Origin of the sequence: Bradyrhizobium septentrionale, assembly GCF_011516645.4 — a bacterium.
Classification (GTDB): domain Bacteria; phylum Pseudomonadota; class Alphaproteobacteria; order Rhizobiales; family Xanthobacteraceae; genus Bradyrhizobium; species Bradyrhizobium septentrionale.
The window spans coordinates 1,646,983-1,672,602 of sequence record NZ_CP088285.1 but is presented as its reverse complement, the minus strand read 5'-3'; the positions used below and the strand labels follow the sequence as shown (position 1 = coordinate 1,672,602).

Below are 25,620 nucleotides of genomic sequence, written 5' to 3'. Positions count from 1 at the left end.
CTCGTTCGCGTTGCTCACTTTACCTCGCCCCGCTTGCGGGGAGAGGTCGGATCGCATGCAGCGAAGCGGAATGCGATCCGGGTGAGGGGGAGCTTGTGTAGACTCCATCTTCACCGTCTTTGCGGTGGAAGCCCCTCACCCCAACCCTCTCCCCGTAAGAACGGGGAGAGGGGGAAGAGAGCGTGCCTATCACCGCGCGCAGTCGACGATCACGGTGCCGACCTTGTCGCCCTTCTCGACGGCGAGATGGGCGTCGGCGGTCTCCGCCAACGCGAACTGGCCGGCGATGTTGTGCACCCGGGTGCCCGACTCCAGCCACTTCGTGATATCGGCCTGCGCGGCCGCGAGCAGTGGCCGCGGCAGTGCGAACAGCACCAGCGAGCGCACCGTGACGCATTTCTCCATCAATTCGCGCACCGGCAGCGTCGGCGTGCGGTTGCCGTTGGTGGCGTAGACCGCGATCGTCGAGTTCATCGCCATGATCTTCAGCGTGGTCGCGAGGTTGCCGCCGAAATCGACGTCGATCACGCGGTCGACGCCGCGGTTCTCGGTGAACGCCATCACCTTCGAGACGACGTCCTCGGTCCGGTAGTTGACGACCGTGTCGGCACCGGCAAGCCGGGCTTCCACGTCCTTGGCCTGCGAACTCACGGTGGCGATGACGCGCGCACCGCCCCATTTCGCGAGCTGCACGGCATAGTGGCCGACCGCGCCGGCGCCGCCGGTGACCAGCACCGTCTGCCCCGCGATCGGACCGTCGGCAAACAGCGCACACCACGCGGTCATGCAGGGAATGCCGAGCGTAGCACCTGCCGCGAACGACACGTCCGGCGGCAGCGGCGTCACCAGATAATCGGCAAGCGTGATGTACTCGGCTGCGGTGCCGAAGGCGCGGCCGTTGCGCTGGCCGTTGAACAGCCAGACCCGGTCGCCGACCGCAAAGCGGGTGACGCCTTCACCGACCTGGTCGATGATCCCGGCGCCGTCGCTGTTCGGGATCACGCGTAGAAATTCCATCGCGCGATAGTTGCCGCTGCGGCGGCCGACATCGGCCGGATTGACGCCTGAAGCCTCGAGACGAACCCGGACCTCGCCGGGGGCCGCATCAGGCGTCGGCATCTCGCCGACGGTGAGCACCGTCGGCGCCGCGCCTGTCCGCTCGTACCAGACCGCTCTCACAGCGTACCGGGGAAGGCGCCGCCATCGAGCAGGATGTTCTGCCCGGTGATGAAGCCGGCCTTGTCGCCACACAGGAAGGCGCAGGCGTAGCCGAATTCATCGGGATGACCGAAGCGGCCGGCGGGGTTCAGCTTGGCGCGCTCGGTCATGACAGCCTCGATCGAAAGGCCGCGCTTTTCGGCTTCCGCCTTGCCGGTGCCGCGCAGACGGTCGGTGTCGAACGGGCCCGGCAGCAGGCCGTTGATGGTGACGTTGTTGATCACGGTCTTGCGCGACAGGCCGGCGACGAAGCCGGTGAGGCCGGCGCGGGCGCCGTTGGAGAGGCCGAGAATCTCGATCGGCGCCTTCACCGCCGCCGAGGTGATATTGACGATGCGACCGAACTTGCGAGCCATCATGCCGTCGACGGTCGCCTTGATCAGCTCGATCGGCGTCAGCATGTTGGCGTCGATTGCCTTGATCCAGTCGTCGCGGGTCCAGTTGCGGAAGTCGCCGGGCGGCGGGCCACCCGCATTGTTGATCAGGATATCCGGATCGGGGCAGGCCTTGAGCACGGCTTCGCGTCCTGCCGGGGTCGTGATGTCGCCGACGATCTCGGTGACGGTGACGGCGGGATGGCCTTTACGGATCTCGTCGGCGGTCTGCTTCAGCGCCTCGGCGCCGCGCGCCGTCAGCGTGACATGCACGCCCTCATTGGCGAGCGCGATCGCGCAGGCGCGGCCCAGTCCCTTGCTCGATGCGCAGACGATGGCGCGGCGGCCTTTGATTCCAAGATCCACGAGTTTCACTCCCTGTGATGTTGGGTCGGTTTGTAAGGTTTTGATGGCGCCAGTCTAGCCAAGCCCGGCGGCGCCAGTAAGGGAGGTGCAATGCATAAGTGCATGCCGGATCGGAACAGGCGGGTGAGCGCGGCAGGCTAGGAGCTTGTCTGGATAGTCGCTGTTCAAATCTGGTCGGGTCTGATTCAACATTGGGCGATGAGCAAGTATTTTCGGCCTTGGAACATCGATCAGACGCTGCTTCTGCCGCCGAATGTGCAGGACTTCGTGCCGAAAGGCCATGTCTCGCGGTTTATGGTTGATCTGGTGCGGGAGAGCCTCGATCTCAGGGAGATCATGGGCAGCTATGTGAGCGGGCTTGGGCAGCCGCCGTTTGATCCGCGGATGATGGTGGCGCTGCTGCTGCATAGCTATGCGAGTGGGCTGTATTCGTCGCGTCGGATTGCCAAGGCCTGCCGGGAGCGGAACGATTTTGTGATGATCGTGGCGCTGGATGCGCCGGATTTTCGGACGATCAGCGACTTTCGCAAGCGACATTTGAAGGCGCTCGGCGCGCTATTCGTGCAGGTTCTGAAGTTGTGCGAGACGGCCGGGCTGGTCAAGCTCGGTCATGTCGCGCTGGATGGTACGAAGATCAAGGCGAACGCGTCGAAACACAAGGCGATGAGTTATGAGCGCATGAAGAAGCGCGAGGCGGAATTGAAGGCCGAGGTCGCTCGCATGCTGGCGGCCGCCGAGGCGGCGGATGCCTCGGAGGATGAGACTTTCGGCAACAGCGACGAACTGCCGGACTGGACCGTCGACAAGCAGAAACGGCTGGCGAAGATCCAGCAAGCGATGGCGGCGCTGGAAGCGGACGCCAAACTGGCGGCGGAGGAAGAGCGCCGCATCGAGGCCGAAAAGGAACAGCAGCGCCAGGCCGAAGGCCGCAAGAAGCCGGGCAAACCGGCGGCGCTGCCATCGGAGGAACCCAATCCCAAGGCGCAACGCAACTTCACCGATCCGGAAAGCCGCATCATGAAGTCGAAGGATGGCTTCGTTCAGGCCTATAATGCCCAGGCGGCCGTCGATGCACATGCCCAGATCATTGTCGCGCAAGAACTGACCCAGCACGGCAGCGATCAGGGCCAGTTGGTGCCCCTGATCGAGGCCATCGAGAGCAATCTTGGCCGCAAGCCGCGGCAGGCCTCAGCGGATTCCGGCTACTGCAGCGAAGCCAATCTCGAAGCGCTCGACACACGCAGCATCGATGGCTATGTCGCGCCCGGACGCGCCAAACACCCGACAGTAGCGAACGGAAAAGTCGGCGGCCCGCTGACACAGGCCATGCGAAAGAAGATCGACGATGGCGGCTTCGAAACACCCTACCGATTGCGAAAGCAAGTGGTGGAGCCGGTGTTCGGGCAGATCAAACAGGCAAGAGGCTTCCGCCAGTTCCTGTTGCGGGGCATCGAGAAAGTGCGCGCCGAGTGGACAATGATCTGCACCGTCCATAACCTCCTCAAGCTGTTCAACCTCGCAAACGCAGCCTGAGCCTGCTACTCTACAACAAATGCCCGTCACGAAAACATATCTGGACGGGCTCCTAGATGCGCTGCTCCCGCCGCAGCCGCTCGATCGCCATGGCGGCTTCGGGCGGAAATGAGCGGAATCCGGCCTGTCCGGCCGCGGAGAACAATGGCCGCAATTGCGATCCGTTGAGGAATTGCGGCTGCCTGGCAATCGGCACCAGCTGATCGAACACCACAACCAGCGTGGTCACGACGAGGCCGACCCTGATCGCGCCGAGCAGCGCGCCGCCGAGCTGGTCGCCGATCCCGATCTCCGCACCGATGGTGTCGTCGAGCATCGTCCGCGCCATCTTTCCGAGGATGACGCCGATCAGCAGAAACAGGCCGAACAGCAGCACGCCGTTGGGCGGAAACGGCGACGACGGAAGCGTCGCGATGTGCGGCCCGATCATCGCCATCGCGGCGACCGCGAGCGGCATGGCGACGAGATAGGCCAGGATCGTGATCGCGCTGCGCAGCAGGCCGGTCGTGAAGCCGGTGACCACCGCGAACAGCAAGCCGAGGATCACGACAACGTCGAACAGGTTCATGGAAGGGAATCCGTGCCCCAATCTGCCGCGGTTCCCCGGTTGATGAAACTGGCTTACATCAGGGACAATTGTAGCTTTCAATCGTCCGCTTCAATCCGGGAACCTGTCGATGTCCGATCTATTCGACGTCGGTAAAGAAATCATCATCAGCAGCGGATAACGGCGAACTGCAATCAAGCCACACGCACAGCTCGCGGGCTCCCTCCCCTCTAGTGGGCAGGGCTATCGCATATGGCTATCGGCCAAGACGACTTGGAAAGACGACTTGGAAACATCGGTTGCAGAAGCACGCGAATGCCATACGCCCTGGGGTGAGCGTGCGTCTGCGCGATTTCGGAATATTAGAAGAATCTCCATGAGTTGCCCGACGTGTCAAGTAGCCTGGTCGAACGCCGGCCACCACCGGCTACTTTGCATGGGGTTGTTTTCGATATTTTGGCAGCGCGCCTCCCTCGCAAGCGCCCACCAGGGGGGAGGGAACGGAAAGAGTCACGCTGACGTTTGCATCTCCGCCTTGATCATGTCGGCGGCCTTTTCGCCGATCATGATGGTCGGCGCATTGGTGTTGCCGCCGATCAAGGTCGGCATGATCGAGGCATCGACCACGCGCAAGGCTTCGAGCCCGTGCACGCGCAGCTTCGGATCGACCACCGCAAGCGGATCGTCGGTGCCCATCCTGCAGGTGCCGACCGGGTGATAGACCGTGTCGGAGCGCGCCCGCAGGATGCTGCGGATGTCGTCATCGGTGCGGACATCTGATGTGAACATGTCCTTCTGCTGCAGCGCGCGCAGCGCCGGCGCGTCGAGCAGCCGCTTCGTCATCTTGAAGCCAGCGACCATGGTCTCGACGTCGCTGTCCTCGCCGAAGAAGTTCGGATCGATCGCGGGAGCTGCCAGCGGGTCGGCGCTGTTCAGCCACACGCTGCCGCGGCTCTTGGGCCGCAGCAGGCAGACATGGCAGGAAAAGCCGGTGCCCCAGCGCGGCTTGCGGCCGTGGTCTTCCACCATGGCCATGCAGAAATGCAGCTGGATGTCGGGGATTTCGAGCTCCGGTCGCGTCTTCAGGAAGCCGCCGCATTCGGCGACGTTCGAGGTCATCGGGCCCCGCCGCTCGCGCCGGTATTGCCCGATGCCCTTGATGATCCGCCCGATGCCGCCCCACGACAGCCCCGAGAAATAAGGTGCGTCGGAGGCGAAGCCGAACACGAAATCGGGGTGATCCTGCAGGTTCTGCCCGACACCCGGCAGATGATGCACGCTGGCGATGCCGTGCTTGCCGAGCGCCGCGGCGTCACCGACGCCCGACAGCATCATCAATTGCGGCGACTGGAACGCACCGGCCGAGAGGATGACCTCGCGCCGCGCGCGCAGCACCTTCTTCTGCTTGCCTTGCATGTATTCGACGCCGACGGCACGCTTGCCCTCGAAGATGATGCGGGTCGCCTGCGCCTGGGTCTCGATGCGCAGGTTGGGCCGGCGGCCCATGTGGGGGTGGATGTAGCCGCGCGCTGCGCTCCAGCGCTCCCCATTCCTCTGGGTCACCTGGTAGATGCCGAGGCCTTCCTGTTCGGCGCCGTTGAAATCGTCGCGGATCCGGAACTGCGCCTCGCGCGCGCCCTGCAGGAACATCTCCTTGACCGGATTGTCGGACTGCAGGCCCGTGACGTTGAGCGGCCCGCCCTTGCCGTGATATTCGCCGTCGAGCTCGGTGTTGTGCTCCGAACGCTTGAAGTAGGGCAGGACGTCGTCGTAGCTCCAGCCCGTATTGCCGAGCGAAGCCCAGTGATCGTAATCGGCGCGATGCCCGCGGATATAGACCATGGCATTGATGGCGCTTGAGCCACCGAGGCCCTTGCCGCGCGGCTGATAGCCGATGCGGCCGTTCAGGCCCTTCTGCGGCACCGTGTCGAATGCCCAGTTGTTGATCTTGCCGGACAGCATGAGAATGATGGCGCCGGGCGTGGTGACGACCCAGTTGTCGTTCTTGCCGCCGGCATCGAGCAGCGCCACCGAGCTCGCCGGATCCTCCGACAACCGCCCCGCCACCGCGCAGCCGCCGGAGCCTGCGCCCACCACCACGAAATCGAATGTGTCAGTCACGTATGGTTCCCTCTGTCTTTGTTGTTATCCGTCATTGCGAGCGTAGCGAAGCAATCCACCTCTCCGCGAGCGGAAGCATGGATTGCTTCGTCGCTTCGCTCCTCGCAATGACGGTGTGAATGGTTACGACAACAGCCGCATCAGCTTCTCCAGCCGCGCGATCTTCGCGCCATAGGGCGGATAGAGATCGGCGAGCCGGTTGAAGCGCGAGCGGTAGAACACCGGCTTCAGCTTGGTCAGCGTCTTGAATCCCCATTCGCCGTGATAGGCGCCGGTGCCGGACGCACCGACGCCGCCCATCGGCTGATAGGCCTGGGCGAAATGGAACAGGCAGTCGTTGACGGTGACGCCGCCTGATACCGTGCGCGCCAGCACCTCGTCGCGGGCGGCATTGTCAGTGCCGAACCAGTACAGCGCCAGCGGGCGGTCGCGCTTGTTGACGAAGGTGATCGCCTCGGTCGCGTCGCGCGTGCCCATGACCGGCAGCAGCGGTCCAAAGATCTCCTCCTGCATCACGGTCATCTCGGGCGTGGCGTCGACGATCACGGTGGGCGGGAATTTGCGCCTCGCCTTCCACTCGGGATCGTTCGGCGCCGCCGGTTGCATGATGGTCGCGCCCTTCGCGGCGGCGTCGGCAACCAGGCCCTCCAGCCGCGTGTAATGCCGGTCCGAGACGATCGAGCTGTAGTCGGCGTTCCTGGGATCGGTGCCCAACATGTGCTGGATGTGGCCCTGCAGCCGCATCGCGAAAGGCTGCACCGCGGTCTGCGGCACCAGCGCGTAGTCGGGAGCGATGCAGGTTTGGCCGGCATTGAGCAGCTTGCCATAGGCGATGCGTTGCGCGGCTTCGTCGATATCGGCGGAGCCGTCGACGATCACCGGCGACTTGCCGCCGAGCTCGAGCGTCACCGGCGTCAGATTGCGGCCGCAGGCTTCGGCGACCAGCCGTCCGACCCGGGTCGAGCCGGTGAAGATCAGATGGTCGAACGGCAATGCGGCAAAGGCCTTTGCGATGTCGTCGTCGATATCGGTGACCGCGAGCTCGGTCGTGTCGAATTTCTTCGCAGTCACCTCGGCTAGCAGCTCGGCGAACCGCGGCACCAGTTCGCTCGGCTTGATGATCGCGCGGTTTCCGGCCGCAATCGCGGCGACCGCGGGCGCCAAGGTCAGCTGCAGCGGATAGTTCCAGGGCGCGATGATGCCGACCACGCCGAGTGGCTGCGGGATCAACCGGTTCTTGGCCGGCGCGAACTGCACCGTGGTCGGGATCCTCTCGGGCGTCATCCAGCCCTTGAGGTGCTTGGCCGCATGCTTGATCTCGCTGAGCACCAGCATGGTCTCGGCGATCGCAGTCTCGACGGTGCAGCGGTGGCCGAAATCGGCCGAGATCGCCGCCTCGAATCGCGCCTCGTTCTCGGTCAGCGCGGCGCGCAGGCGGCGCAGCCGGTCGAGCCGCGCCTGCAATGTCGGCGCGGGCTCGCTCCGCGACAGCTCGAACTGGCGGTGAAAGGCCTCCTCAAGCGCGTACAGCCCCGGGCTCTTCAATGGCCGGTCCATGGCATCCCCCTCGGCGTTCCCCCTCGGATGACATTTCCTTGACGGATTTTGTTGGGCGCCAAGCTCCGCTTTTGCGCGCGATCTGGCAAGAGCGGGTTCCCGGCGGTAAATTTGCTAGGAAAACCACAGATTTCGGCGTCACAAAAACCTCAAAAACCCGCATCCGGGGCTTTCCAAACCGCACTCACGTTGATACATACCCCTCGCACCCGACGGCTTCGGCCCGGGTCGCCTTCTCAGGAAGCCTCCGGACGGATCGATCGGCGCCATCTGATGCGTTGGCCGACCGGCTCAGGCTCTCTTTCAGCAAGGCATGCAACGGTTTAACGCGGGGTGGAGCAGCCCGGTAGCTCGTCAGGCTCATAACCTGAAGGTCATAGGTTCAAATCCTATCCCCGCAACCAAACAAGTCTCTGATTTGATGAGGTTTTTCAAGAGGGCCGCCCGAGGAGGGCGGCTTTCTTTTGAGCCCTGTCGCCACCATCAGGGAAGCGACCCGCCACGCTTCCCGTTCTGAATTCCACTTCCCAAAAACGGCTTGAGCTAATCCCTTTTTCTGGTTCGCGAAGAGTGCGCTTGATAGTCTTAACCCCTTCCACTATGGGGCCGGGCATGCAGCGATACCCTTTGCCGTGCTTGTACATCTGGCGTTGCTTTCCCTCTTTACGGCAGCAAAGCATATGCCTCCGTCCAGTCTGGCGCGTGCATTGGCAATCCTGCCCGCCTGACAGAAATTCTCATCTGCGGCGGTCTTGCAGGGATTTCCTCTGCAACTCAGTTGGCGAGCGGCAACCGACCCTAGCCGTCGCACTTCGTACAGCGCGGAGAATTCACGGCCGTCCCGACCGAGCGCTCATGCGCGTGCCACCGCACGTCGATTTCGACCAAGCGGGAGCGCTTGTGCTGCAGGGCTCTAACCGACGAGGCGCAGACGCCATGATGATGCTCTGCGGCCGCTGAAACGCAGCAGGCGCGGGCGCCGCTTACGGCGCAAAGGGCGTTCCGAGCTTGCCGAGCCTGGTTGTCGGACAGACTGTGTCCGGCTGGTCAAGGACGTTCCGCCGAGGACCGCTCATCGTGTTGGGGCTGGCGTGCTGCCGAATCTTTCCGCCATCCAGTCGAAGAAGTCGGCATGCCATAGGGCCTGCGCTCCAAGTTGGCAATGTTCGGCGCGCCGGACGGCCGATCGTAAATTCTCGTCGTCACGCTCCGGGCCGAGGTGAGCGATTTTTCAAAGCGCGCGACCTGCTCAACCGGCACGAAATGATCCTCGGCGCCCGCCAGAATGAGCACATCGCCTTTGATCCGCTGCGCGACGCCATCGAGTGAATATTTTTGCAACGCCGCGACCGTTTCAAGCGGACGTTTGGTGCCGAGCGTCCACATGCCGTTGCTGGCGGCCCAGGCAAAACTCGGTGACAGCGCCGCCTTGGCGCGTACCATTGCGTCGACGACGATAGCAAGTCCGTGCTCCTGTAGCCAAAACGCAGCCGAGGGCACGTAACGTCGCGCAATCGTTCCGAAATCAAAGAAAACATCATAGGCGACGACACCGTCGAAGCGATCGTCGAAGGCTGCCGCACGCGGCGCCAGATAGCCGCCCATGCTCATTCCGACCAGCACGATTCTTCCCGGCCGAGCGTGGTCGGCGAGAAACGCGTCGATGACCGCGCCAGCAGGCTTCTCCCATTCATGGGTGAAGGTCAGCCCCTGGTCGCGCAGCACCGATCCTTGTCCGGGTCCATCGTAGGTCAGGACCCCATAACCATGATCGTGGGCATCCTTGACCAGCACAAAGTAGAGCTCCTCGAGGGTTGAATCGAAGCCCCCGCCAAGAACGATGAGGGGCTTCCCGGAATCGACTTGGTCAGCCGGATAGTAGACGGCTTCCAGGTGGTGGCCCGTCTCGTAGGGCACCTCGATGCGCTGATAGGCAACGCCGAGCGCGTCAAGCCCTGCGTAGAAGGACCGTACGTTCTTTTCCGCCGACACCGGACGCTTGGGGTCATCTGGCGGAAGGAAGAATTCTGCCGTGCGGTAATAATTATGTGCGCGGAGCAACGCGCGTCCCTTGGCGATGCGGTCGATCGTTGCATTTGCCAAGCTCGCGACCCGGTCGCCCGTCTGCGACCAGGCTCGAAACCATCCCTGAGCGTCGCCCGAGCGGATGTGCTTGATCGTTTCGAGGACCTCGGACGTATCGGCGCCGTCAGCCGCAATATCGGTCAACGCTCGCAGCGTCTGAAAGTGGTAGGTTTGATCGGCGAAGAACCGGTCATGCCCGACATCGCGATCCCTGAAGACCGCATACGCAGCGATGATCACTGCAAGCGCCGCTAAGACGGCGACAATCGCCCACTTCCCGAACATGTACACCTTCCAACTAACGCAATCAAAATTGCGTTTGTGCACTTTACTCGCACCGCGTTCTAATGCAAGTATTTTTGCATTAAGGGCTCCAACACGATGGCTTCCAACCGACCGCGCAAGACCCTTCGTCCGATCGGTGCCACTCCGGCACGTGCCAAGCGCCAGATTCGACCAGGTGGTCGCAGTGCGCGTGTCCGCGCTTCGGTGTTGCAGGCGGCATTCGCGGTTCTGACGCAAAAGGGATATGACGACTTCACGATTGCTGACGTCGCGGCGCGTGCCAGCGTCCATGAAACATCAATCTACCGCCGGTGGGGCACCAGAACTGCACTTGCCGTCGATGCATGTCTCCACTTCGCCGAGGCCGCACTGCCAATTCCCGATACCGGCTCTTTGCGGTCGGACCTGGTTGGGCTGGTGCGCAGCCTCGCCGACATGCTGACGTCCCCGCAAGGTCGCGCCATGCTGGCGCTTACAGTCGCACGTGATCCAAATTCCGTCGCTGCCCGGCGTGCCTATTGGCGACAGAGGTTTGATCTGGCGCGCGCCATATTCGATCGCGCGGTAAGTCGCGGCGAATTTCCGCGCCAGGCCAACCCAATCGTCTTTCTCGAAACCTTGATTGCCCCGCTGTACTTCCGTCTTCTGGTGAGCGATGAGCCGATCGAGGAGTGGCCAACCAACGAGATGATCGACCACCTGCTCCGCCCGTTTCAAGTCTCAGCGGTGGCGCGCAAGAGCCGGTAGCGGCCGCACGCGGAAGAACATGACGAACTCGTTGCGCACGCACGCCGGATGCAGCGCGACCGCTTGCGCGGCAGTCGGTTCACTCTGCAATTCCTCAGTCGATTAGCATGCGATGCTGAAGAGTCCACCATGCATGAAGCCGGCGATCGCCGCTGTGCTTCCCACCTGCGAGGGCTCGTAGCGGATAGGGCTCTTCGCCACTTGAACCGAATGTCGGTATCGGTGGTTGCGCCTCCGCAATTTGAAGCTATCGGATCCGCGTGCCGGCCGTATTTGTGGCGAGGTGTACATCAGAGCCTGCCCTCAGGCGCTCTCGCGCATCGTGATCCGAAACGGAATGACCGCGCTGCGGCGGCTTTTCTTTGGCGGTTGTGGTTGCAAAACTGCGCTCAGAACAGCTTGAGCGGTGCACCGTCCGATCTGCTGAGCATCGATACTCACGGTGGTGATGCTTGGGTCGGATATGCGGGCGACTTCAAAATCGCCGAAGCCGGCCACGGCGAGCATCGACGGCACCGCAATTCCTCGGGTCCGACACGTCATGATCACGCCGAAGGCGAGGGGATCGGACACACAGATGACCAAGTCGCTGTCTGGCCATTGCGATAGAATCGTGCTGAGCCCCGCGGCGCCGTCGGACATCGTGGCTGGCGGCTTTGTCGTCGCGGCTAGGCGGGGCTTCAGTCCAAGCTGGCTCATAGCCATAAGATAGCCGGCGCGCCGCGCGGCGCCGCGGGTGCCATTACTTTCCCAAACAGAGAGCGTTCATGTTCGCACTCTTAAGTGCGTTGTTCGGTGTGGGAAATTTCATAGGTCCACTGGTCGCCGGAAGGCTGCTTGAGACACACGATTGGAGAGTTCCGTTGATTGTGTTTGGTCTCGTGGGTCTAGTCTTTGTGGCCATGATAGCATTCGTGTCGAAGAATTTCACAGAGCACCACGAAGGACTCAGCGAGAAGGCGCGTGCTGACGCGCTGCCCGAAGGGGTATGGAACCGGAATCTTGTTGTGGTGGTTATCGCGGCCGTCACCTTTGGATTCTCTCAGTATGCCTTCTTGAGTATGTACCCGACATTCCTCGGAAGAATGCTTCACCTCCCTCCGAGCTCAATAGGATTCATCATGAGCATGTTCGGTTTGGGTGTGATCGCGGCCGTGCCGATCAGCTATTTTGGCGACAGAATGCGCCAAAAATGGATCGTTCTGATCGCCCTGCTTGGCGGCTCGGTTCTGGGGTACCTTGCCTTCAACAGCGGCGACGCGACCGGACTGCATCATGCCATTCTGAGCTTTCTGGTTGGACTTTTCGGCGGCACGTTCATCGCCAATACGTCTTCACTAATGCAGCGAAGCGTGCCTGCGATGCATATCGCTAAGGCTTCCGGCATTTATGTCACCGCCGTGTATCTACCCGCCTCGTTCTCTGGATACGTGTTTGGAACCCTCGTCAACTCCCTTGGCTGGGGCAATGCGGCCATGATCCAGTTGGCGATCATCCCGGCCCTGGGGGCCGCAACGCTTTTGCTTATGAAGGATCGAAGTCGCACGGAGGGTACCGCGACCGTCGCGCGGGAGGCGGCCGCTTGACGGGCGCAACACTGAGATGCGGACGCCGAAGAGGTCAATTGTCTCGTCGACCAGCATCATATCTCCAAGGCGAGCCATGATCCGTCACATTGTCCTGTTTACCGCCAAAGACAAGGCCGACATCGAGCAAATGATGGATGGTCTCTCGATCCTGACCGCTATTCCGCATGCGCGCCGGCTTGAGGTCGCTCGCAATGTAAAGACTGATCAGTTCGGCAACGACATCGACGTCGTTGTTTACGGGGAGTTCGACAGCGTGACGGAACTCGCAGCTTACAAAGCCCACCCTCTGTACCAGGAATCGATCAAGCGGGTACGGCAACTTCGCGAACTCCGGTTTGCGGCCGACTACAACACCTCAGCGCCTTGCGACTCGACGTTGACGACGACCTGAGTCGAATTTGGCGTTCGTGCCAATTGGATGACTCTGCAGAGTGCCTGCCACGTGTAGTTGGCAACGGATGAGAAGTTATGTCGAAATGGAGATGGACGAAAGGATGTCCGAGCGAACGATTTCAAATCGGAGGGCGTCTCCAAAAATCGGCAAGTCGTATCTGACGGCGACCATGACCAGACGGGCGCTCAGGTGCAAGCTGTACCATCTCGCTTCGACAGCCCCTCGTTGGACCCACATGCACCTTTCACCCTTGGCCGAAGCAGTTCGATCGGCCGTGTCTCATTAAGCTTCCGGTATCCGCTGGCAGACCGGATTGTCTGCTATTTCTCCCTGGACTGGCTGGGCCACTGCCGGATCTCTGGTGGTGGCCCTTTTTTCGCGAAGTGCGACCTACAGGGCCTTTCCGTTTGCATTGCGCGGGAGGGGCAGCGTCCGCAACGTGACCGTTTTGGGCACCTTGTAGTCTGATAATCGTTCCGCGCAGAAGTCTTTACGGTCCCGCCTCCGCAAGCTTGCTTCTTTCAGACACAAATCGGGCCATACTCCGATTTGGATTAGTCACTCGAATGTTACGGTGTTGCAGAAACAGCAGGCGTCAACTGCGGCATCCAGGAGACCCAGCGCGTCATTCGACGGGCGGAGGAGCCTTGGCTTACGGCCTGGCTCGCATGTATGTCGATGGTCAATTTCCAAGCTGGGATCTGTCCGAAACAGATGCGCTCTCGGCGAGCATCGCTATCTTCGATCAGTTTATCTCGTCGATCTCTGCTTGAATGGACTTCGACAACCGACGGCGAGTTTGGTGGACGTTGCGGTCGACGCGCCAGAAGATGTACGATCCGGCGGCCTCGCAAAATCTCGGCGACGACTATTTACGACGAGCCGCTTCATGATTGAAACGTCATGCAACGGATCATCTTGCACGATTGCCTCCAATCGGCCTCCTCAGAAGCGGATCAATGGTCTCGATTTCATTCGTCATCACCCCGCCCGTGAAACCTTCCGGCAATTGACGAACGTCCTGAGGCGTGTCTATGCCTGTGGAAAACTCGCCGCCGAGATAGGGGCCGATGGCAAAGACGCTGCTTCCCGCATCACTCATGCGCCGAAGAAAGCGGTCGGGCCATCCCCAGAGCCAGGGCGCAATGTTGATTGGAGCGAAGATGATCGTATGTTTGCACGCGTCCGGTACGATCCCCGTCCAACCATAGCCGATATAGGAAATCAGGCAGGCCTTCAGGGTGCCGCGTGACATGGTCTCCAGATTTGGCAACTCGCTTCTCAGCGTCGCGATCGGTGCATCACCACCATAGACCATGAGCCGCTCGAGTTGCGACGGAGATGCCTTTCGCAATGCTGCGGCGAGCAGATGCCCTTCGGCGGGGTCGTTACTCTTGATGTTGATGAGAAAGGTCTTCTCCGGAAAGATCGTTAGCACGTCTGCGAGAGAGGGCATGAGACCGATCCCCTTTCCCCGAAAGGGGAAGGTCTTTCCGCCGTCAGCGGTATAGCCATAGCCGACGTCGAGCCGTCGCAACTCCTCCATCGCGTGCTCACGCGTCACACCCTGGCCATCGGTGCGGCAGTCGAGGGTCCAATCGTGGAAAACCGCGAACTGACCGTCTCGAGTCGGGTGTACATCAAGTTCGACCACGTCCGCGCCGGCCTCGAAGCTCGCTCGCATCGAGGCTATCGTATTTTCGAGATAGGAATGTGTGGGAGGAAGCATCCGCTCAGCGGTACAGGTGTCATTCTTCAAATTCGTTCGATCGAACTGCTGGGATACTCCGCGATGCGCCAGCAGCACCGGCTTTTCCGAAGCGTGTTCAAGGAAAAGGCTCGTGTTGTTAAGGAGCATGAAAACAGCGCACGCCAGTGCGGCCAAACCGATCGGTTTCCACAATTTGCTCATCAATCGAGGCCATCCATTTCCAGGTGCAGAGGACGGATCACTTGAAACAGGTAACTAGGGCATCCGGAGAATCCAGGCTTGGAAAAACACGACAGCACTTATCGGATCAGCCCGCGCTGCCGAGAGGGGTGCTGAATCCTCGCGACTCCGCTAAGCGCATCCAGGTCTGGCGCTATCCTGTGTCCGAGCGGTTCTCGGCGTTCCTCGACCATCATTGGGTCATCGAGTGGAATCTGACGGGCCAGGAGCCCCAGGAACAATGCGTGCTGCCGTCTCCGCACGCGCACCTCGTTGTGTCGCCACGGGAGACCGCGTTGTTCGGAGTCGTCCGGGGCGTGGAGGCGCGCAGACTGGACGGCCGCGGACGAGCATTCGGGCTCAGATTTCGCGCGGGTGGTCTCCGGCCATTTCTAACGGGACCGGTTGCAGCCCTGACAGGGCGGAGGGTCTCCGCTGCGATTGTCACGGGTCAGGACGACGCCACGCTTGAGGCTGCCATTCTCGGTTGTGAGTGCCACGAAGCGATGATCCGCGCGGCTGAAGCCGTGCTCGAACCTCGGCTTCCCGCTCCTGACAGGACGGTGGAACTGATCTCCTCGATAATCGCGACGATTCGGCACGATGGTGGTCCACGGCGGGCGGAGGCGCTGGCAGGCGCGTTCGGCATGAGCCTCAGGACCCTGCAGAGGCTGTTCTGCGAGTACGTTGGGGTATCACCAAAGTGGACCATTCGACGCTACCGACTTCAGGAGGCGCAATATCTCCTTGCGCGGAGCGACGAGATTCCGCTTGCCGCGTTGGCCTCCGATCTCGGATATTTCGACCAGGCACATCTGGCCGGCGATTTCCGCCGGCTCTTTGGCTGCGCGCCCGCGCAATATAGAGACCGTCAGAAGAGTTGACGGGCGAGAAGCAGCACGTGTTGTCATCTATCGCAGAGATCCAGGGTAAAGACCGTACGGCGCATCAATAGGCATTCGAATTCTCCCGCTTCCCTTATCGGCTCGGGAAGAGAATCGGAAAATCAATGTGCCAGCAATGTACGACTAGGTAGTGCTCGGATTAACTTCCCAGAACGCATGACTCCACCAAAGCCTGCTACACAGAGGAGCCGTGCTGAAGATACTATCCATTCTTTTCAAATCGCAATTGCAACTGAGTGTCGTATCGGTGGTTGCACCTCCGGTATTTTGACCCTAGGTGCGGACCATCATCGGCGATCGATCTCGTACCAACGGTGGACTATCGAAGCGCCGCGTCGCGAGTTGGGTCAACTCCGGCAAGAAGGGTTTCCAGATGATGGCTATCGCGATCAACGGGCCATCCGACGTACAATTTTGCGTGCTTTCACATATTTGTTCCGATCTCGTTCGCGAGACGTTAGCTTTTAGCGGGGTAATCGTGACAGTGTCGTGGTCTTGTTCTCGCGTAATTCGGACTTCAATATCTTTCCGTTTGCATTGCGCGGCAGCGGTAGCGTGCGCAACGTGATCGTCTCCGGCACCTTGTAGTCCGACAGCCGTTCCGCGCAGAATTTTTTGACGGTCACCTCCGCAAGCGCGCTGCCCTCGGCGATGACGACGACCGCGTGCACGCGTTCCCCAAGCACGGGGTCGGCACGGCCGACGATGGCGCATTCCAGCACGCCGTCGAGACTGCACAGCACGTTCTCGACCTCGGCGCTGAACACCTTGAACCCGCCGCGGTTGATCATGTCCTTCTTGCGATCGAACACGCGGACGAATCCGTCGGTGTCCATCGCGCCGATGTCGCCTGAGCGCCAGAAGCCGTCGACGAATTCGCTTTCGTTGGCGTCGGGACGTCGCCAATATCCGGGGACCACCATCGGGCCGGCGATCCAGAGTTCGCCTGGCGTGCCGCGCGGAACCTCGCGGCCGTCGTCGTCCACCACCTTGATCTGACCGCATGGAACGGTGATCCCGACACTGTCGATGTGATGGCGCCACTGCGCGCGCGGCATGATGGTTGAAGGCGACGTCGTCTCGGTGGCGCCGTAGGCGTTGAGAAGCTGCAAATGCGGCAACTTCTCCGCCAGCATCTCGATCGTTGCTATGGGCATCGGTGCTCCGCCGAAACAGCCGATCCGCCAGGCGGACAGGTCGTAGGCCTCGAGCTCCGATGACATCACGCAGAGCGTATAGATCGTCGGAACAAGGATCGAGTAGGTGATCCCTTCGCGGCTTGCGAGCGCGAGGAAATCCGCCGTCTTGAACGCCTGCCGCATCAGCACCACGCAACCGCCGACGATCATCGACGAGAGCGCGACGCCGACCAGCCCCGTGACGTGCGACAGCGGAACGGCCACCAGCGCACGGTCTGTCGCGCTCAAACCGTGGCAGCGGGCGAAACTGAGCGCGGAGTGAATGATGCCGAGATGGGTGAGCTGGGCGCCCTTCGGCCGGCCCGTGGTGCCCGAGGTGTACAGGATGACGGCGACGTCTTCCTCGGACAGCTCAGGTGCCCGCACTGCCGGCGCGGGCGCCGCAAGCAGATCGGCAAACGGCTTTGCATCGGGGGCGACCACGCCGACGGCAAATCGGTGCACAAGCGAGGGGACATCTTGCCGCGGGGGAACGGCGCCGGCGAGATCGCTTTCGAAGACCAGCGCCTTGGCATCGCTGTCATTGAGCAGGAAGGTCAGTTCGGCTTGCCGCTGGCGCGTGCCGATCGGCACCACGATGGCGCCGATCCGGTTGCACGCGATCACGCAGGCCAGGAACTCCCAGCAATTGCCCAGGAACAGCGCGACGCGGTCGCCGCGCGCGACGCCGAGCGCCGCCAGATTCCCGCTGATCGCCGTGACAAGCCGGTCCAGCTCGAGATAGCTGATGGTGCGATCCTCGACGATTGCCGGGCGTTGCGGGAAGCGACGCACCAGGCCGTCGAACATCTCCACGAGCGTGGCAGGCCGCTCGGAAAAGCACATCATTTGACGGCCGTCGTAGTGCACTTCGGCGCGCAGTGCGCCGCCGAGGCCGTCATCCGCCCAAACACTGTGTTGCATGTCGAGATCCTGGTCCGGCTGGTTCGGTGATGCGTGCGGATCGCGGACTCAGGTCTTCAGCTTTTCGAGCAGCGTCTTGCCGCCGATCAGGATGTCCTGGCTCATGGCCTTGCGTGCGAGCTCGGGATCGCGCTTGCGCAAGGCTTCCATGATGCGGACGTGACCGTGCTTCTGGCCGTGGAACGGCCGGGACTGCGAGTCGTAAAGATAGGAGAGGGTCGGGCCGAACTGCATCCAGAGATTCTCGACCACTCCGAACAGTGCAGGCGATCGCGCCAGCCGACAAACGCCGAAGTGAAAGTTTTCGTTCTCGGCAAGTGCCGCCGAAAAATTCTGCTCGGTCTCCGTTTCCACGTAGCGATTGTGGACCGACTGAAGCTCGTCGATATCGGCGTCGGTCACGAGTTTCGCGGCGCGCGCCGCGCCTTCGCCCTCAAGCAACATGCGCAGATCCCTGATCTCGATGCATTGTTCGAGGCTGAGGACCGGCACCACGACGGTGCCGCGTTCATCGAGCGTCAGCGCATGTTCGGAGACAAGGCGGAGCAGCGATTCGCGGACCGGCGTGACGCTGATGCCGAGCTCGTCGGCAACCTGCCGCGCGACCAGCTTCTGGCCGGGCTTCAGGCGGCTTCGCATCAGTGAATTGCGGATCGCGCCATAAGCCTGCTGGCCGACGCTCTCCTTTACGATCTGACCGCCGAACGGACTCGATGTGCCGTCCGAAAGGGCCGGGTCAGGGCGCAGCGACGAGATTGTTGACATGCCGTGGAACCTCTGTTTAGGTTGTTATAACAAATAAGATACAACAAACAACTTATTCGTGTTTGCGTTGCCGGGAGCCCTCGGCTCACGCAGCAGGCGAGTCGCACCGCACTACCGGACGGCTTGAGCGCGAGGGGAGAGCGACGTGTCGAGCGAGATTGCGGCCGGTGGCCAGCAGCAACGCGCCAGGTACAAGCCAAGCCAGGCGATCATCGTCCTCGGCGTCACGGTCTTGTTGTTTGTCGTGCTGAGCGCGGCGCTTCCGGGATTCGTGACGCTTGGAAACCTGTTCACGCTCGCCCGCAACATCTCGATCCTGGGAATCCTGGCCCTCGGCATGGCCGTGGTCGTGATCGGCCGCGGCATCGACCTGTCGCAGATCGCCACGCTGGCCTGTTCGGCCGCGATCGCCGTCACGCTGATCAATAGCGGCTGGCCGGCGTTTCCGGCGATCGGGCTCGGCCTTGTGCTGTCGATCGCGATCGGCGCCGCCAACGGCTTCCTGGTGTCGGTGGTCGAGATCCCGGCACTGTTCACGACGCTGGCCTCGGGTCTGCTCGTGCTCGGCGTCACGCGGGCGCTGGTGGTGCCGCATTATCAGGTCTTCCTGCAGCCCGGGCATGATTGGTTGCTGAAGCTTGGCGGCACCGTCGCCGGCGGTTTGCCGGTGCCGGTCATCGCGTTCGCGATCTGCGCGCTGGCGCTGCATCTGTTCCTGTCGCGCACTGTGCTCGGGCGATTCATCTACGCGCACGGCGACAATGCGCAGGCGGCTCGGCTGTCCGGCATGGCGACGCGGCCGTTGACGATGCTCGAATACGCGATCTGCTCGGGGATCGGCTACGTCGGTGGCGTGATCATGGTCGGGTCGACCTCGTTGATGCATCTGCAGGTCGCGGAATCGACGATGATCTTCGACGTCATCCTGGTCGTCGTCCTCGGCGGCGTCAGCCTCGTCGGCGGTCGCGGCAACGTCGTCAGCGTGATCGCCGGGACGGTGCTGATCGGCGTGCTGCTGAACGCGATGACGATCATGAACCTCGATATCCAGACCCAGGACATGATCAAGGGCGGCGTGCTTTTGCTCGCCATCGCGCTCGACAGCTACATCCATCCCCGCGACGAGGAAACCGCCAAGCAGGGCGACTGATCGATCAACGAGTAACGAGCAACACAGATACAGGGAGGAAGACATGTCTGTCATTCGAGGTGTCGGTCTGAAGTGGATGTCCGCCGGTCTCGCGAGCGCGGCGATCGCTGCGATCGCCTTGGGCTCAATTGATACGGCCCGTGCCGCCGATCCGCGCGCCGAGCTGTTTCAGAAATTCCAGACCGCGGTGAAGGGCAAGACCGTCGCGTGGGTGCCGGTCTGGCTCGGTGTGCTCGAGTCGGAATGGACGCGGGTGATGAAAGCGCATTTCGACGATTACGGCATCAAGCTGATCGTTCGCGATCCAAACTTCAAATCGGACGTGCAGCTGCAGGCGGTGAGCTCGCTGATCAACGAAAAGCCCGACATCCTGGTGGTCCAGAACCCGACAACGACGCTGCTGGCGCGCGAATTGAAGCGCGCGATGGACAGCGGCATCAAGGTGATCCAGGTCAACATGGCCTCCAATCAGCTCACCGATGCCTATGTCGGTGCCGACGTTCCCAAGCTCGGCCGGGTGCTGGCGGAGGAGGTGGTCAAGACCTGCGGCGGCGGCAAAGGCTCCGGCAAGGTGGCGATCCTGCAGGGCGAGGCGACAGCTGCCTATTCGCTCGACATGACGAAGGCCGCGACGGAAATCTTCAACGGCGACAAGTCGATCAAGGTCGTCTCCTCGCAACCGACCAATTGGGATGCCAACAAGGCCGCCGACGTCACGACCAACGTGCTGCAACAGAACCCCGACCTCTGCGGCATCTTCAGCGTCTGGGGCCCGCAAACCGCGGGTGCGGCCCAGGTCGTCAAGAATGCCGGCAAGCAAGGGCAAGTGAAGATCTTCGTCGCGAGCGACGGGCAACCGGCCGACTGCGACATGGTGGAGCAGGGGCTCTTCACCAAGAATCTGTCGTATCGCGCCGACACCCAGGGCGAGGCCATCGTCAACGCCGTGCTGACCTTGCTGCAGGACAGCCGGCCCGCCGGAACGACGCAGCTTGCCTACTACACCACCAACTATTGGGTCTCGGGCAAGGACGATCGGCACTACTGCTTCGTGGTGCCGAAAGAATAATCGATTTCGAGAACAGGATTGGTGCGGACGCTCGCATCGAGGCGAGCGTCCGGGATTGACGAGTGAATGGCGATGAACGCGTTGCGACGTCTCTGGTATCGTTACTCGCCGCAGCTTCTGCTCGGTGAACTGCTCGAAAAGCGATGGATGGAGCCGATCGTTCCGTTCACGTTGCTGATCCTGGTCTTTGTCGTCTTCATCCTGACAATCCCGGGCTACACGTCGCTGCCGCAGTTGCAGCAGCTGATGCGCAGCTTCCCGGAGCAGGCCTTTGTCGCGATGGCAATGGCGATCTCGATCCTGTCCGGCGGTATCGACCTGTCGGTCGGTGCCGTGTTCGCGATGGCCGATTTCCTCACGCTGTATTTCCTCCAGGTGCTGGAGTGGCCCCTGCCGCTGACCATCCTCGCCGTGCTCGGCTGGGGGGCGCTGATCGGTGCCATCAACGGCGGGCTGATCGCCTACGCCAAGACGCGGCCGTTCCTGACGACGATGGTGGTTCTGATCGTCACCCGCGCGGCCTACAACAAGATCACCGGCGCGTTCGCGACCGAGCTTGCCGGGGCGTCATCCGATAGCACCGCCTGGGACTTTCTCGGGGCCGGCTTCGTGCTCGGCATTCCCGTCAACATGTTCTGCCTGATCGTGATCGGCGTCATCGCGCATCTTTATCTGACGCGGATTCGCTCCGGCGTACACATCATGGCCGTCGGCTCGAGCCGCAAGGCGGCGCGACACGCCGGCATCAATGTCAAGCGTTCGCTGTTCCTGGCCTACGTGCTGTCGGGATTGCTGGCATCGCTGGCCGGCATTCTTTACGCCGCCCGGCAGAACAGTGCCGGCACCGATACCGGCGTCGGCTGGGAAGTGAACGCGCTTGCCGCCGCCGTGCTCGGCGGCATCAGCCTTAGCGGTGGACGCGGCACCATCAGCCGCGCGCTGATGGGCGCGGCGATCATCTTCCTGTTGATCAACGGGCTGGTGCAGCTTGGTACCCACGGCAGCCTGACGACTGCCGCGATCGGCGCCATCCTGCTGGCGGCCGTCGCCTTCAACGTCAAGTTCGTCAAGAACAAGAGCAAGATCCTGCAAAAGATCTATGTCAGCCCAAGTCTTGTCGAGTTCGGCACGCCGCCGTCGATCGAGCGCGGCAGCGGCACCGCCTTCGCCGAGAACGACCGGCTCAAGAATGCGGAGGCGATTGCGCTCGATCGCATCGAGGGACCCGAGGACATCATCCTCGACCGCAACGATCATCTCTACACCGTCAACCGCAACGGTTCGATTATCCGCTTTCGTGCGCCGGACTACGAGCATCGCGAGGAATTCGCCCGGATCGGGGGCAGGCCACTCGGCATGGCGCTCGATCGCGACGAAAACATCCTGGTCTGCGTCGCCGGCATGGGCGTCTATGGCGTCAAGCCGGACCGCACGGTGTTCAAGGTCACCGACGAGACCAACCGCACCTGGTACCGCTTCAAGGACGACTCGCGGCTGTGGCTGGCCGACGATCTCGACGTCGCGCCTGACGGCAAGATCTATTTCAGCGACGCCACGACGCGATACGACCTGTCCGATTGGGCGCTGGACGGCTTCGAGGGGCGCGGCAATGGCCGGCTGGTCTGTCACGATCCGGCAACGGGAAAGACCGAGACGGTGCTGTCCAATCTCGCGTTCCCGAACGGCATTTGCGTCTCGCATGACGGCCGGGCGGTGCTGTGGGTCAGCACCTGGCTCTGCCGTATCTATCGTTACTGGATCGCCGGAGAGAAAGCCGGCACGCTCGAGTTGCTCGCGGACAACCTGCCGGGCTATCCTGATAACATCAACCGCGCCTCCGACGGCAAGTACTGGCTCGCCCTGGTCGGCCTGCGGTCGCCGGTCTACGACCTTGCGATGGCGGACCCCGCCTTCCGCAAGCGGATGGTGAAGCAGATTCCACCCGACGAATGGCTGTGCCCCGGGATCAATTTCGGCTGCGTGGTGAAGTTCGACGACAACGGCAAGGTGCAGGAGTCGCTGTGGGATCCGGGCGGAGTATCTCATGCGACCATCACGTCGATGCGCGAGCACAAGGGCTATCTCTATATCGGAGGGCTTGAGAACAATCGGATCGGCCGCATTCATCTGTCCGATGCCGACCCGAACTGGACCGGTTGGGATTCGTACTGGGCCAAGGACAGGAGGGCGCGCGCCAAGCCGCAATTGATCGTACCGAGGACGGATCATGTCGTTAGCGCGTGACATCGTCGACCGCATCTTCTTCCCCGATCGCGACGTCCATGCGATCCCCGTGCTCGATGGCGGATTCTCGCCGAACGAACTGCTCGACCGGGCGCGCCAGATCGGGGAGGGGTTCGAAGCGCCGGACGACATGGTGCTCGATGACCGCGGCACGCTATTTGTCTCTTCCGGGACGACCGTGTTCGCCTGCACCGGCAACGGCTTCGACAGCCGCACGCCGTTTGTCGGCTTCGGCACGAATCCCGGCGCGCTGGCGTGGTCGGTGCACACGGGCCTCCTGGTTGGCGTATCCGGCCGCGGCGTCTGTGCGGTAGATGCTTCCGGCAAGGTGACAGGGTGGCTGCTCACCGTCGACGGCGTGCCGCTGCGTTGCCCGACCGCCATTGCGGTCACAGGCGATGGTGCGGTCTTCATCACCGACGGGTCGCGCCACAACACGCCCGAGCAATGGCTCGCTGATTTGATGCAGAAGCGCACGCCGTCGGGGCGGCTGATCGCCTGCGATGCGGCACTGGCCAACGCGAAGGTGATCGCCGATGGCCTCGACTGGCCCTCCGGGGTCGCAGTGGCGCATCGCGAACGCAGCGTGCTGGTGAGCGAGGCTTGGCCGCATCGGTTGAGTGCGTATGATGTTTCGGGAGGCAGCCGCCGGGTGCTGGTGAAGAATTTCGCCGGCTATCCCGCGCGGATCATCCGGGGCGCGAACGATGATTACTGGATCGCGTTCTTCGCGTTGCGGACCCAGCTGACCGAATTCGTGCTGCGCGAACATGCGTTCCGAACCCGGATGATGGCCAACGTGCCGCCGCATCTTTGGGTGGGTCCTTCGCTCGGCGGCACGTTCGACTGCCGTGAGCCGACCCAGATCGGCCGCATCAAGAAGCTCGGTATCCAGAAGCCATGGGCTCCGCCACGTTCCTACGGTCTGGTGGCGCGGCTCGACGCCGACGGCAATGCGATCGAGAGCTTTCACAGCCGCACCTCCGGGAAACTGCACGGCGTGACGTCGGTTTTGGTCGATCGCGGCCGCGTCCTCGTTGCTTCCAAGGGACATGGCAAGATCGCGGAGATAGCGACGGACCCGACTGCCGGGAGATTGACATGATTGGTGCCGAAACCGGATCGCTGCTGCGCATCGTCGCAGGCAGCAAGGTGTATGGCGGCATCCATGCGATCGACAATGTCGATTTTGAGCTGCGCGCCGGCGAGGTTCACGCCGTGCTCGGCGAGAACGGCGCGGGCAAGTCGACGCTGTGCAAGGCGATCGCCGGTGCGATCGAATTGTCCTCCGGCGACTATTTGCTCGGCGGCCGCAAGGTCTCGTTCGCGACACCGGGCGAGGCGCTCAGACATGGCGTCGCGATGGTCTACCAAGAGACCAGCCTCGTCCCTTCGATGACGGTGGCGCAGAATCTCGAACTCGGAATGGAGAAGTTCTTCACGGTTTACCGGAAGATCAACATCGCCGCCCAGCAGTCGCAGCAGGCGCTGAACTTCAATGTGGATCCGCTTGCGCTGGTCGAGACGCTCGGCACCGCGAAGCGGCAGATGGTGGAGATCGCGCGTGCGGTGCGGCACAACGCGCGGGTCATCATCTTTGACGAGCCGACCGCGAGCCTCACGCCAGAAGAGATCCAGCATCTGTTTCACCTGCTGAACAGCCTGCGCGCCAAGGGCGTCGGGATCATCTTCATCTCGCACGCGCTGGAGGAGGCGCTGAAGATCGCCGACCGCATCACCGTGCTGCGCGACGGCAAGCTGATCCACACCGGTCCTGCGGGCGAGCTGGACCGGCCTGCGATCGTGCGGATGATGGTCGGTCGCGACGTCGCGGCCAGCAGATATGGCGCGGTGGAGACCGGCGCCGCGCCCTCTGCTGCCGCGGCCGGTCAACCGCGCGAGAAGCGGCGGGTGCTGTCGGTCGAGAACGTGACGATGGGCAGCGTCGTCAAGAACATGTCGTTCTCGGTCTATGAGGGCGAGGTGGTCGGCATTGCCGGACTGGTCGGATCGGGCCGCACCGAAATTGCCCATATCATCTGCGGCGCGCGGAAGCGGAATTTCCTGCGCGGCGGACTGATCTATCTCCGGGGCAAGCCGATACGCTACCGGGTGCCGCGGCAAGCCGTGCGCGACGGCATCGTCTACATCACCGAGGACCGCAAGCTCGATGGCTTCTTCGAGACCATGACCGTCGACGACAACGTCTATCTCGGCTACCTGGCCTCGCCGAAGCGGCGCCGGCTGCTCTATTCCTTCAAGGAGCGGAAGGCGATCGCCGACCGCTGGATCAAGGCGTTGTCGGTCTCGGCGCTCAAGCGCAGCCTGAAGATCATCGAGTATTCCGGCGGCAACCAGCAGAAGGTGGTGGTGGCAAAATCGCTGGCGCAGGAACCGTCGCTGATCATTTTCGACGAGCCGACCCGCGGCGTCGATGTTGGCGCGATCCCGCAAATCCACGCCTCGATCCGGGCGCTCGCCGCCGAGGGCAAGGCAGTCATCGTGATTTCCTCCTACCTGCCCGAGATTCTCACGGTCTCCGACCGCATCCTGGTGGCACGGGGAGGGCGAATCGTGGAGGAGCTACCGACGGCGCAGGCGACCGAAGAGAAGATCATGTACGCTGCGATCCACTGAAT

19 protein-coding genes, 1 tRNA gene and 2 pseudogenes are annotated in these 25,620 nt (G+C 62.3%); 12 read left to right on the top strand and 10 right to left on the bottom strand.

What is annotated here, in order from left to right; translation table 11 throughout:
• Nucleotides 1–189: 189 nt before the first annotated feature.
• Both HAP48_RS09855 and HAP48_RS09850 read right to left on the bottom strand, forming a co-directional pair.
• Nucleotides 190–1,179 (bottom strand): NADPH:quinone reductase, encoded by a 990-nt coding sequence (locus HAP48_RS09855; protein WP_166213935.1) that lies wholly within the window; start codon nucleotides 1,177–1,179, stop codon nucleotides 190–192.
• Nucleotides 1,176–1,958 carry an SDR family oxidoreductase gene (locus HAP48_RS09850; RefSeq protein ID WP_029079681.1) on the bottom strand — a complete coding sequence of 261 codons (783 nt, stop codon included), beginning with the start codon at nucleotides 1,956–1,958 and terminating at the stop codon, nucleotides 1,176–1,178. Before HAP48_RS09850 ends, HAP48_RS09855 begins: the two co-directional genes overlap by 4 nt.
• A gap of 198 nt (nucleotides 1,959–2,156) precedes the next feature.
• Between HAP48_RS09850 and HAP48_RS09845 the strand changes: the two genes are divergently transcribed.
• Nucleotides 2,157–3,491 (top strand): IS1182 family transposase, encoded by a 1,335-nt coding sequence (locus HAP48_RS09845; protein WP_166202952.1) that lies wholly within the window; start codon nucleotides 2,157–2,159, stop codon nucleotides 3,489–3,491.
• 52 nt (nucleotides 3,492–3,543) lie between these two features.
• Here HAP48_RS09845 and HAP48_RS09840 read toward each other — a convergent pair whose 3' ends face one another.
• The 3 genes from HAP48_RS09840 to HAP48_RS09830 all read right to left on the bottom strand — a co-directional run bounded on the left by HAP48_RS09840 (nucleotide 3,544) and on the right by HAP48_RS09830 (nucleotide 7,716).
• A complete protein-coding gene (locus HAP48_RS09840) occupies nucleotides 3,544–4,059 on the bottom strand; it encodes a CvpA family protein (RefSeq protein ID WP_166213936.1) in 516 nt (171 codons plus the stop codon).
• Nucleotides 4,060–4,548: 489 nt separating this feature from the next.
• A complete protein-coding gene (locus tag HAP48_RS09835; RefSeq protein WP_166213937.1) occupies nucleotides 4,549–6,159 on the bottom strand; it encodes a GMC family oxidoreductase in 1,611 nt (536 codons plus the stop codon).
• Between the two features lie 123 nt (nucleotides 6,160–6,282).
• Entirely contained in the window at nucleotides 6,283–7,716 is a 1,434-nt protein-coding gene (locus tag HAP48_RS09830; protein WP_166213938.1) for a coniferyl aldehyde dehydrogenase, read from the bottom strand.
• Nucleotides 7,717–8,043: 327 nt separating this feature from the next.
• Between HAP48_RS09830 and HAP48_RS09825 the strand changes: the two genes are divergently transcribed.
• A tRNA-Met gene (locus HAP48_RS09825) sits at nucleotides 8,044–8,120 on the top strand.
• A 643-nt stretch (nucleotides 8,121–8,763) separates the two neighbouring features.
• Here HAP48_RS09825 and HAP48_RS09820 read toward each other — a convergent pair.
• A complete protein-coding gene (locus HAP48_RS09820; protein ID WP_210292820.1) occupies nucleotides 8,764–10,086 on the bottom strand; it encodes an alpha/beta hydrolase family protein in 1,323 nt (440 codons plus the stop codon).
• A 96-nt stretch (nucleotides 10,087–10,182) separates the two neighbouring features.
• Between HAP48_RS09820 and HAP48_RS09815 the strand changes: the two genes are divergently transcribed.
• On the top strand, nucleotides 10,183–10,833 hold the full coding sequence (locus tag HAP48_RS09815) for a TetR/AcrR family transcriptional regulator (protein ID WP_166213939.1): 651 nt from the start codon (nucleotides 10,183–10,185) through the stop codon (nucleotides 10,831–10,833).
• A 303-nt stretch (nucleotides 10,834–11,136) separates the two neighbouring features.
• Here HAP48_RS09815 and HAP48_RS09810 read toward each other — a convergent pair.
• Nucleotides 11,137–11,571, bottom strand: a pseudogene (locus tag HAP48_RS09810) (substrate-binding domain-containing protein); the annotation flags it as partial.
• A gap of 14 nt (nucleotides 11,572–11,585) precedes the next feature.
• Here HAP48_RS09810 and HAP48_RS50725 point away from each other — a divergent pair.
• From HAP48_RS50725 to HAP48_RS49975, 3 genes and pseudogenes are all read left to right on the top strand, one after another.
• Nucleotides 11,586–12,419 (top strand): annotated as a pseudogene (locus tag HAP48_RS50725) (MFS transporter); the annotation flags it as partial.
• 76 nt (nucleotides 12,420–12,495) lie between these two features.
• Nucleotides 12,496–12,813 carry a Dabb family protein gene (locus tag HAP48_RS09800; protein WP_166213942.1) on the top strand — a complete coding sequence of 106 codons (318 nt, stop codon included), beginning with the start codon at nucleotides 12,496–12,498 and terminating at the stop codon, nucleotides 12,811–12,813.
• 650 nt (nucleotides 12,814–13,463) lie between these two features.
• Complete coding sequence (locus HAP48_RS49975; RefSeq protein ID WP_275949039.1) at nucleotides 13,464–13,589, top strand: hypothetical protein; 126 nt, start codon at nucleotides 13,464–13,466, stop codon at nucleotides 13,587–13,589.
• 140 nt (nucleotides 13,590–13,729) lie between these two features.
• Here the strand turns inward: HAP48_RS49975 and HAP48_RS09795 are convergent, their stop codons facing one another.
• Complete coding sequence (locus HAP48_RS09795) at nucleotides 13,730–14,731, bottom strand: glycerophosphodiester phosphodiesterase family protein (protein ID WP_420869859.1); 1,002 nt, start codon at nucleotides 14,729–14,731, stop codon at nucleotides 13,730–13,732.
• Nucleotides 14,732–14,769: 38 nt separating this feature from the next.
• Here HAP48_RS09795 and HAP48_RS09790 point away from each other — a divergent pair, with 38 nt between their 5' ends.
• Complete coding sequence (locus tag HAP48_RS09790) at nucleotides 14,770–15,630, top strand: AraC family transcriptional regulator (RefSeq protein WP_166213944.1); 861 nt, start codon at nucleotides 14,770–14,772, stop codon at nucleotides 15,628–15,630.
• 485 nt (nucleotides 15,631–16,115) lie between these two features.
• Here HAP48_RS09790 and HAP48_RS09785 read toward each other — a convergent pair whose 3' ends face one another.
• Nucleotides 16,116–17,753, bottom strand: coding sequence for a class I adenylate-forming enzyme family protein (locus tag HAP48_RS09785; RefSeq protein ID WP_166213945.1), 1,638 nt, complete (start codon nucleotides 17,751–17,753; stop codon nucleotides 16,116–16,118).
• A gap of 48 nt (nucleotides 17,754–17,801) precedes the next feature.
• Nucleotides 17,802–18,518: a GntR family transcriptional regulator gene (locus tag HAP48_RS09780; RefSeq protein ID WP_166213946.1), complete on the bottom strand. Its 717-nt coding sequence runs from the start codon at nucleotides 18,516–18,518 to the stop codon at nucleotides 17,802–17,804.
• Nucleotides 18,519–18,663: 145 nt separating this feature from the next.
• Between HAP48_RS09780 and HAP48_RS09775 the strand changes: the two genes are divergently transcribed.
• The 5 genes from HAP48_RS09775 to HAP48_RS09755 all read left to right on the top strand — a co-directional run bounded on the left by HAP48_RS09775 (nucleotide 18,664) and on the right by HAP48_RS09755 (nucleotide 25,618).
• Nucleotides 18,664–19,668, top strand: a complete 1,005-nt coding sequence (locus tag HAP48_RS09775) for an ABC transporter permease (RefSeq protein WP_224496991.1) — start codon at nucleotides 18,664–18,666, stop codon at nucleotides 19,666–19,668.
• Nucleotides 19,669–19,711: 43 nt separating this feature from the next.
• Nucleotides 19,712–20,737: a sugar ABC transporter substrate-binding protein gene (locus HAP48_RS09770; protein ID WP_224496990.1), complete on the top strand. Its 1,026-nt coding sequence runs from the start codon at nucleotides 19,712–19,714 to the stop codon at nucleotides 20,735–20,737.
• A 72-nt stretch (nucleotides 20,738–20,809) separates the two neighbouring features.
• Nucleotides 20,810–22,981: an ABC transporter permease gene (locus HAP48_RS09765; RefSeq protein WP_166213947.1), complete on the top strand. Its 2,172-nt coding sequence runs from the start codon at nucleotides 20,810–20,812 to the stop codon at nucleotides 22,979–22,981.
• Nucleotides 22,965–24,086 carry an SMP-30/gluconolactonase/LRE family protein gene (locus HAP48_RS09760; RefSeq protein WP_166213948.1) on the top strand — a complete coding sequence of 374 codons (1,122 nt, stop codon included), beginning with the start codon at nucleotides 22,965–22,967 and terminating at the stop codon, nucleotides 24,084–24,086. Before HAP48_RS09765 ends, HAP48_RS09760 begins: the two co-directional genes overlap by 17 nt.
• Nucleotides 24,083–25,618, top strand: coding sequence for a sugar ABC transporter ATP-binding protein (locus HAP48_RS09755; RefSeq protein ID WP_166213949.1), 1,536 nt, complete (start codon nucleotides 24,083–24,085; stop codon nucleotides 25,616–25,618). Before HAP48_RS09760 ends, HAP48_RS09755 begins: the two co-directional genes overlap by 4 nt.
• Nucleotides 25,619–25,620: the final 2 nt, after the last annotated feature.

What these genes read in the sequence shown, in the direction of transcription:
- HAP48_RS09765 (WP_166213947.1), top strand. Translation starts at nt 20,810, where the DNA reads ATGAACGCGTTGCGACGTCTCTGGTATCGTTACTCGCCGCAGCTTCTG.
- HAP48_RS09755 (WP_166213949.1), top strand. Translation starts at nt 24,083, where the DNA reads ATGATTGGTGCCGAAACCGGATCGCTGCTGCGCATCGTCGCAGGCAGC.
- HAP48_RS09830 (WP_166213938.1), bottom strand. Translation starts at nt 7,716, where the DNA reads ATGGACCGGCCATTGAAGAGCCCGGGGCTGTACGCGCTTGAGGAGGCC.
- HAP48_RS09760 (WP_166213948.1), top strand. Translation starts at nt 22,965, where the DNA reads ATGTCGTTAGCGCGTGACATCGTCGACCGCATCTTCTTCCCCGATCGC.
- HAP48_RS09815 (WP_166213939.1), top strand. Translation starts at nt 10,183, where the DNA reads ATGGCTTCCAACCGACCGCGCAAGACCCTTCGTCCGATCGGTGCCACT.
- HAP48_RS09800 (WP_166213942.1), top strand. Translation starts at nt 12,496, where the DNA reads ATGATCCGTCACATTGTCCTGTTTACCGCCAAAGACAAGGCCGACATC.
- HAP48_RS09770 (WP_224496990.1), top strand. Translation starts at nt 19,712, where the DNA reads ATGTCTGTCATTCGAGGTGTCGGTCTGAAGTGGATGTCCGCCGGTCTC.
- HAP48_RS09780 (WP_166213946.1), bottom strand. Translation starts at nt 18,518, where the DNA reads ATGTCAACAATCTCGTCGCTGCGCCCTGACCCGGCCCTTTCGGACGGC.
- HAP48_RS09820 (WP_210292820.1), bottom strand. Translation starts at nt 10,086, where the DNA reads ATGTTCGGGAAGTGGGCGATTGTCGCCGTCTTAGCGGCGCTTGCAGTG.
- HAP48_RS09785 (WP_166213945.1), bottom strand. Translation starts at nt 17,753, where the DNA reads ATGCAACACAGTGTTTGGGCGGATGACGGCCTCGGCGGCGCACTGCGC.
- HAP48_RS09840 (WP_166213936.1), bottom strand. Translation starts at nt 4,059, where the DNA reads ATGAACCTGTTCGACGTTGTCGTGATCCTCGGCTTGCTGTTCGCGGTG.
- HAP48_RS09845 (WP_166202952.1), top strand. Translation starts at nt 2,157, where the DNA reads ATGAGCAAGTATTTTCGGCCTTGGAACATCGATCAGACGCTGCTTCTG.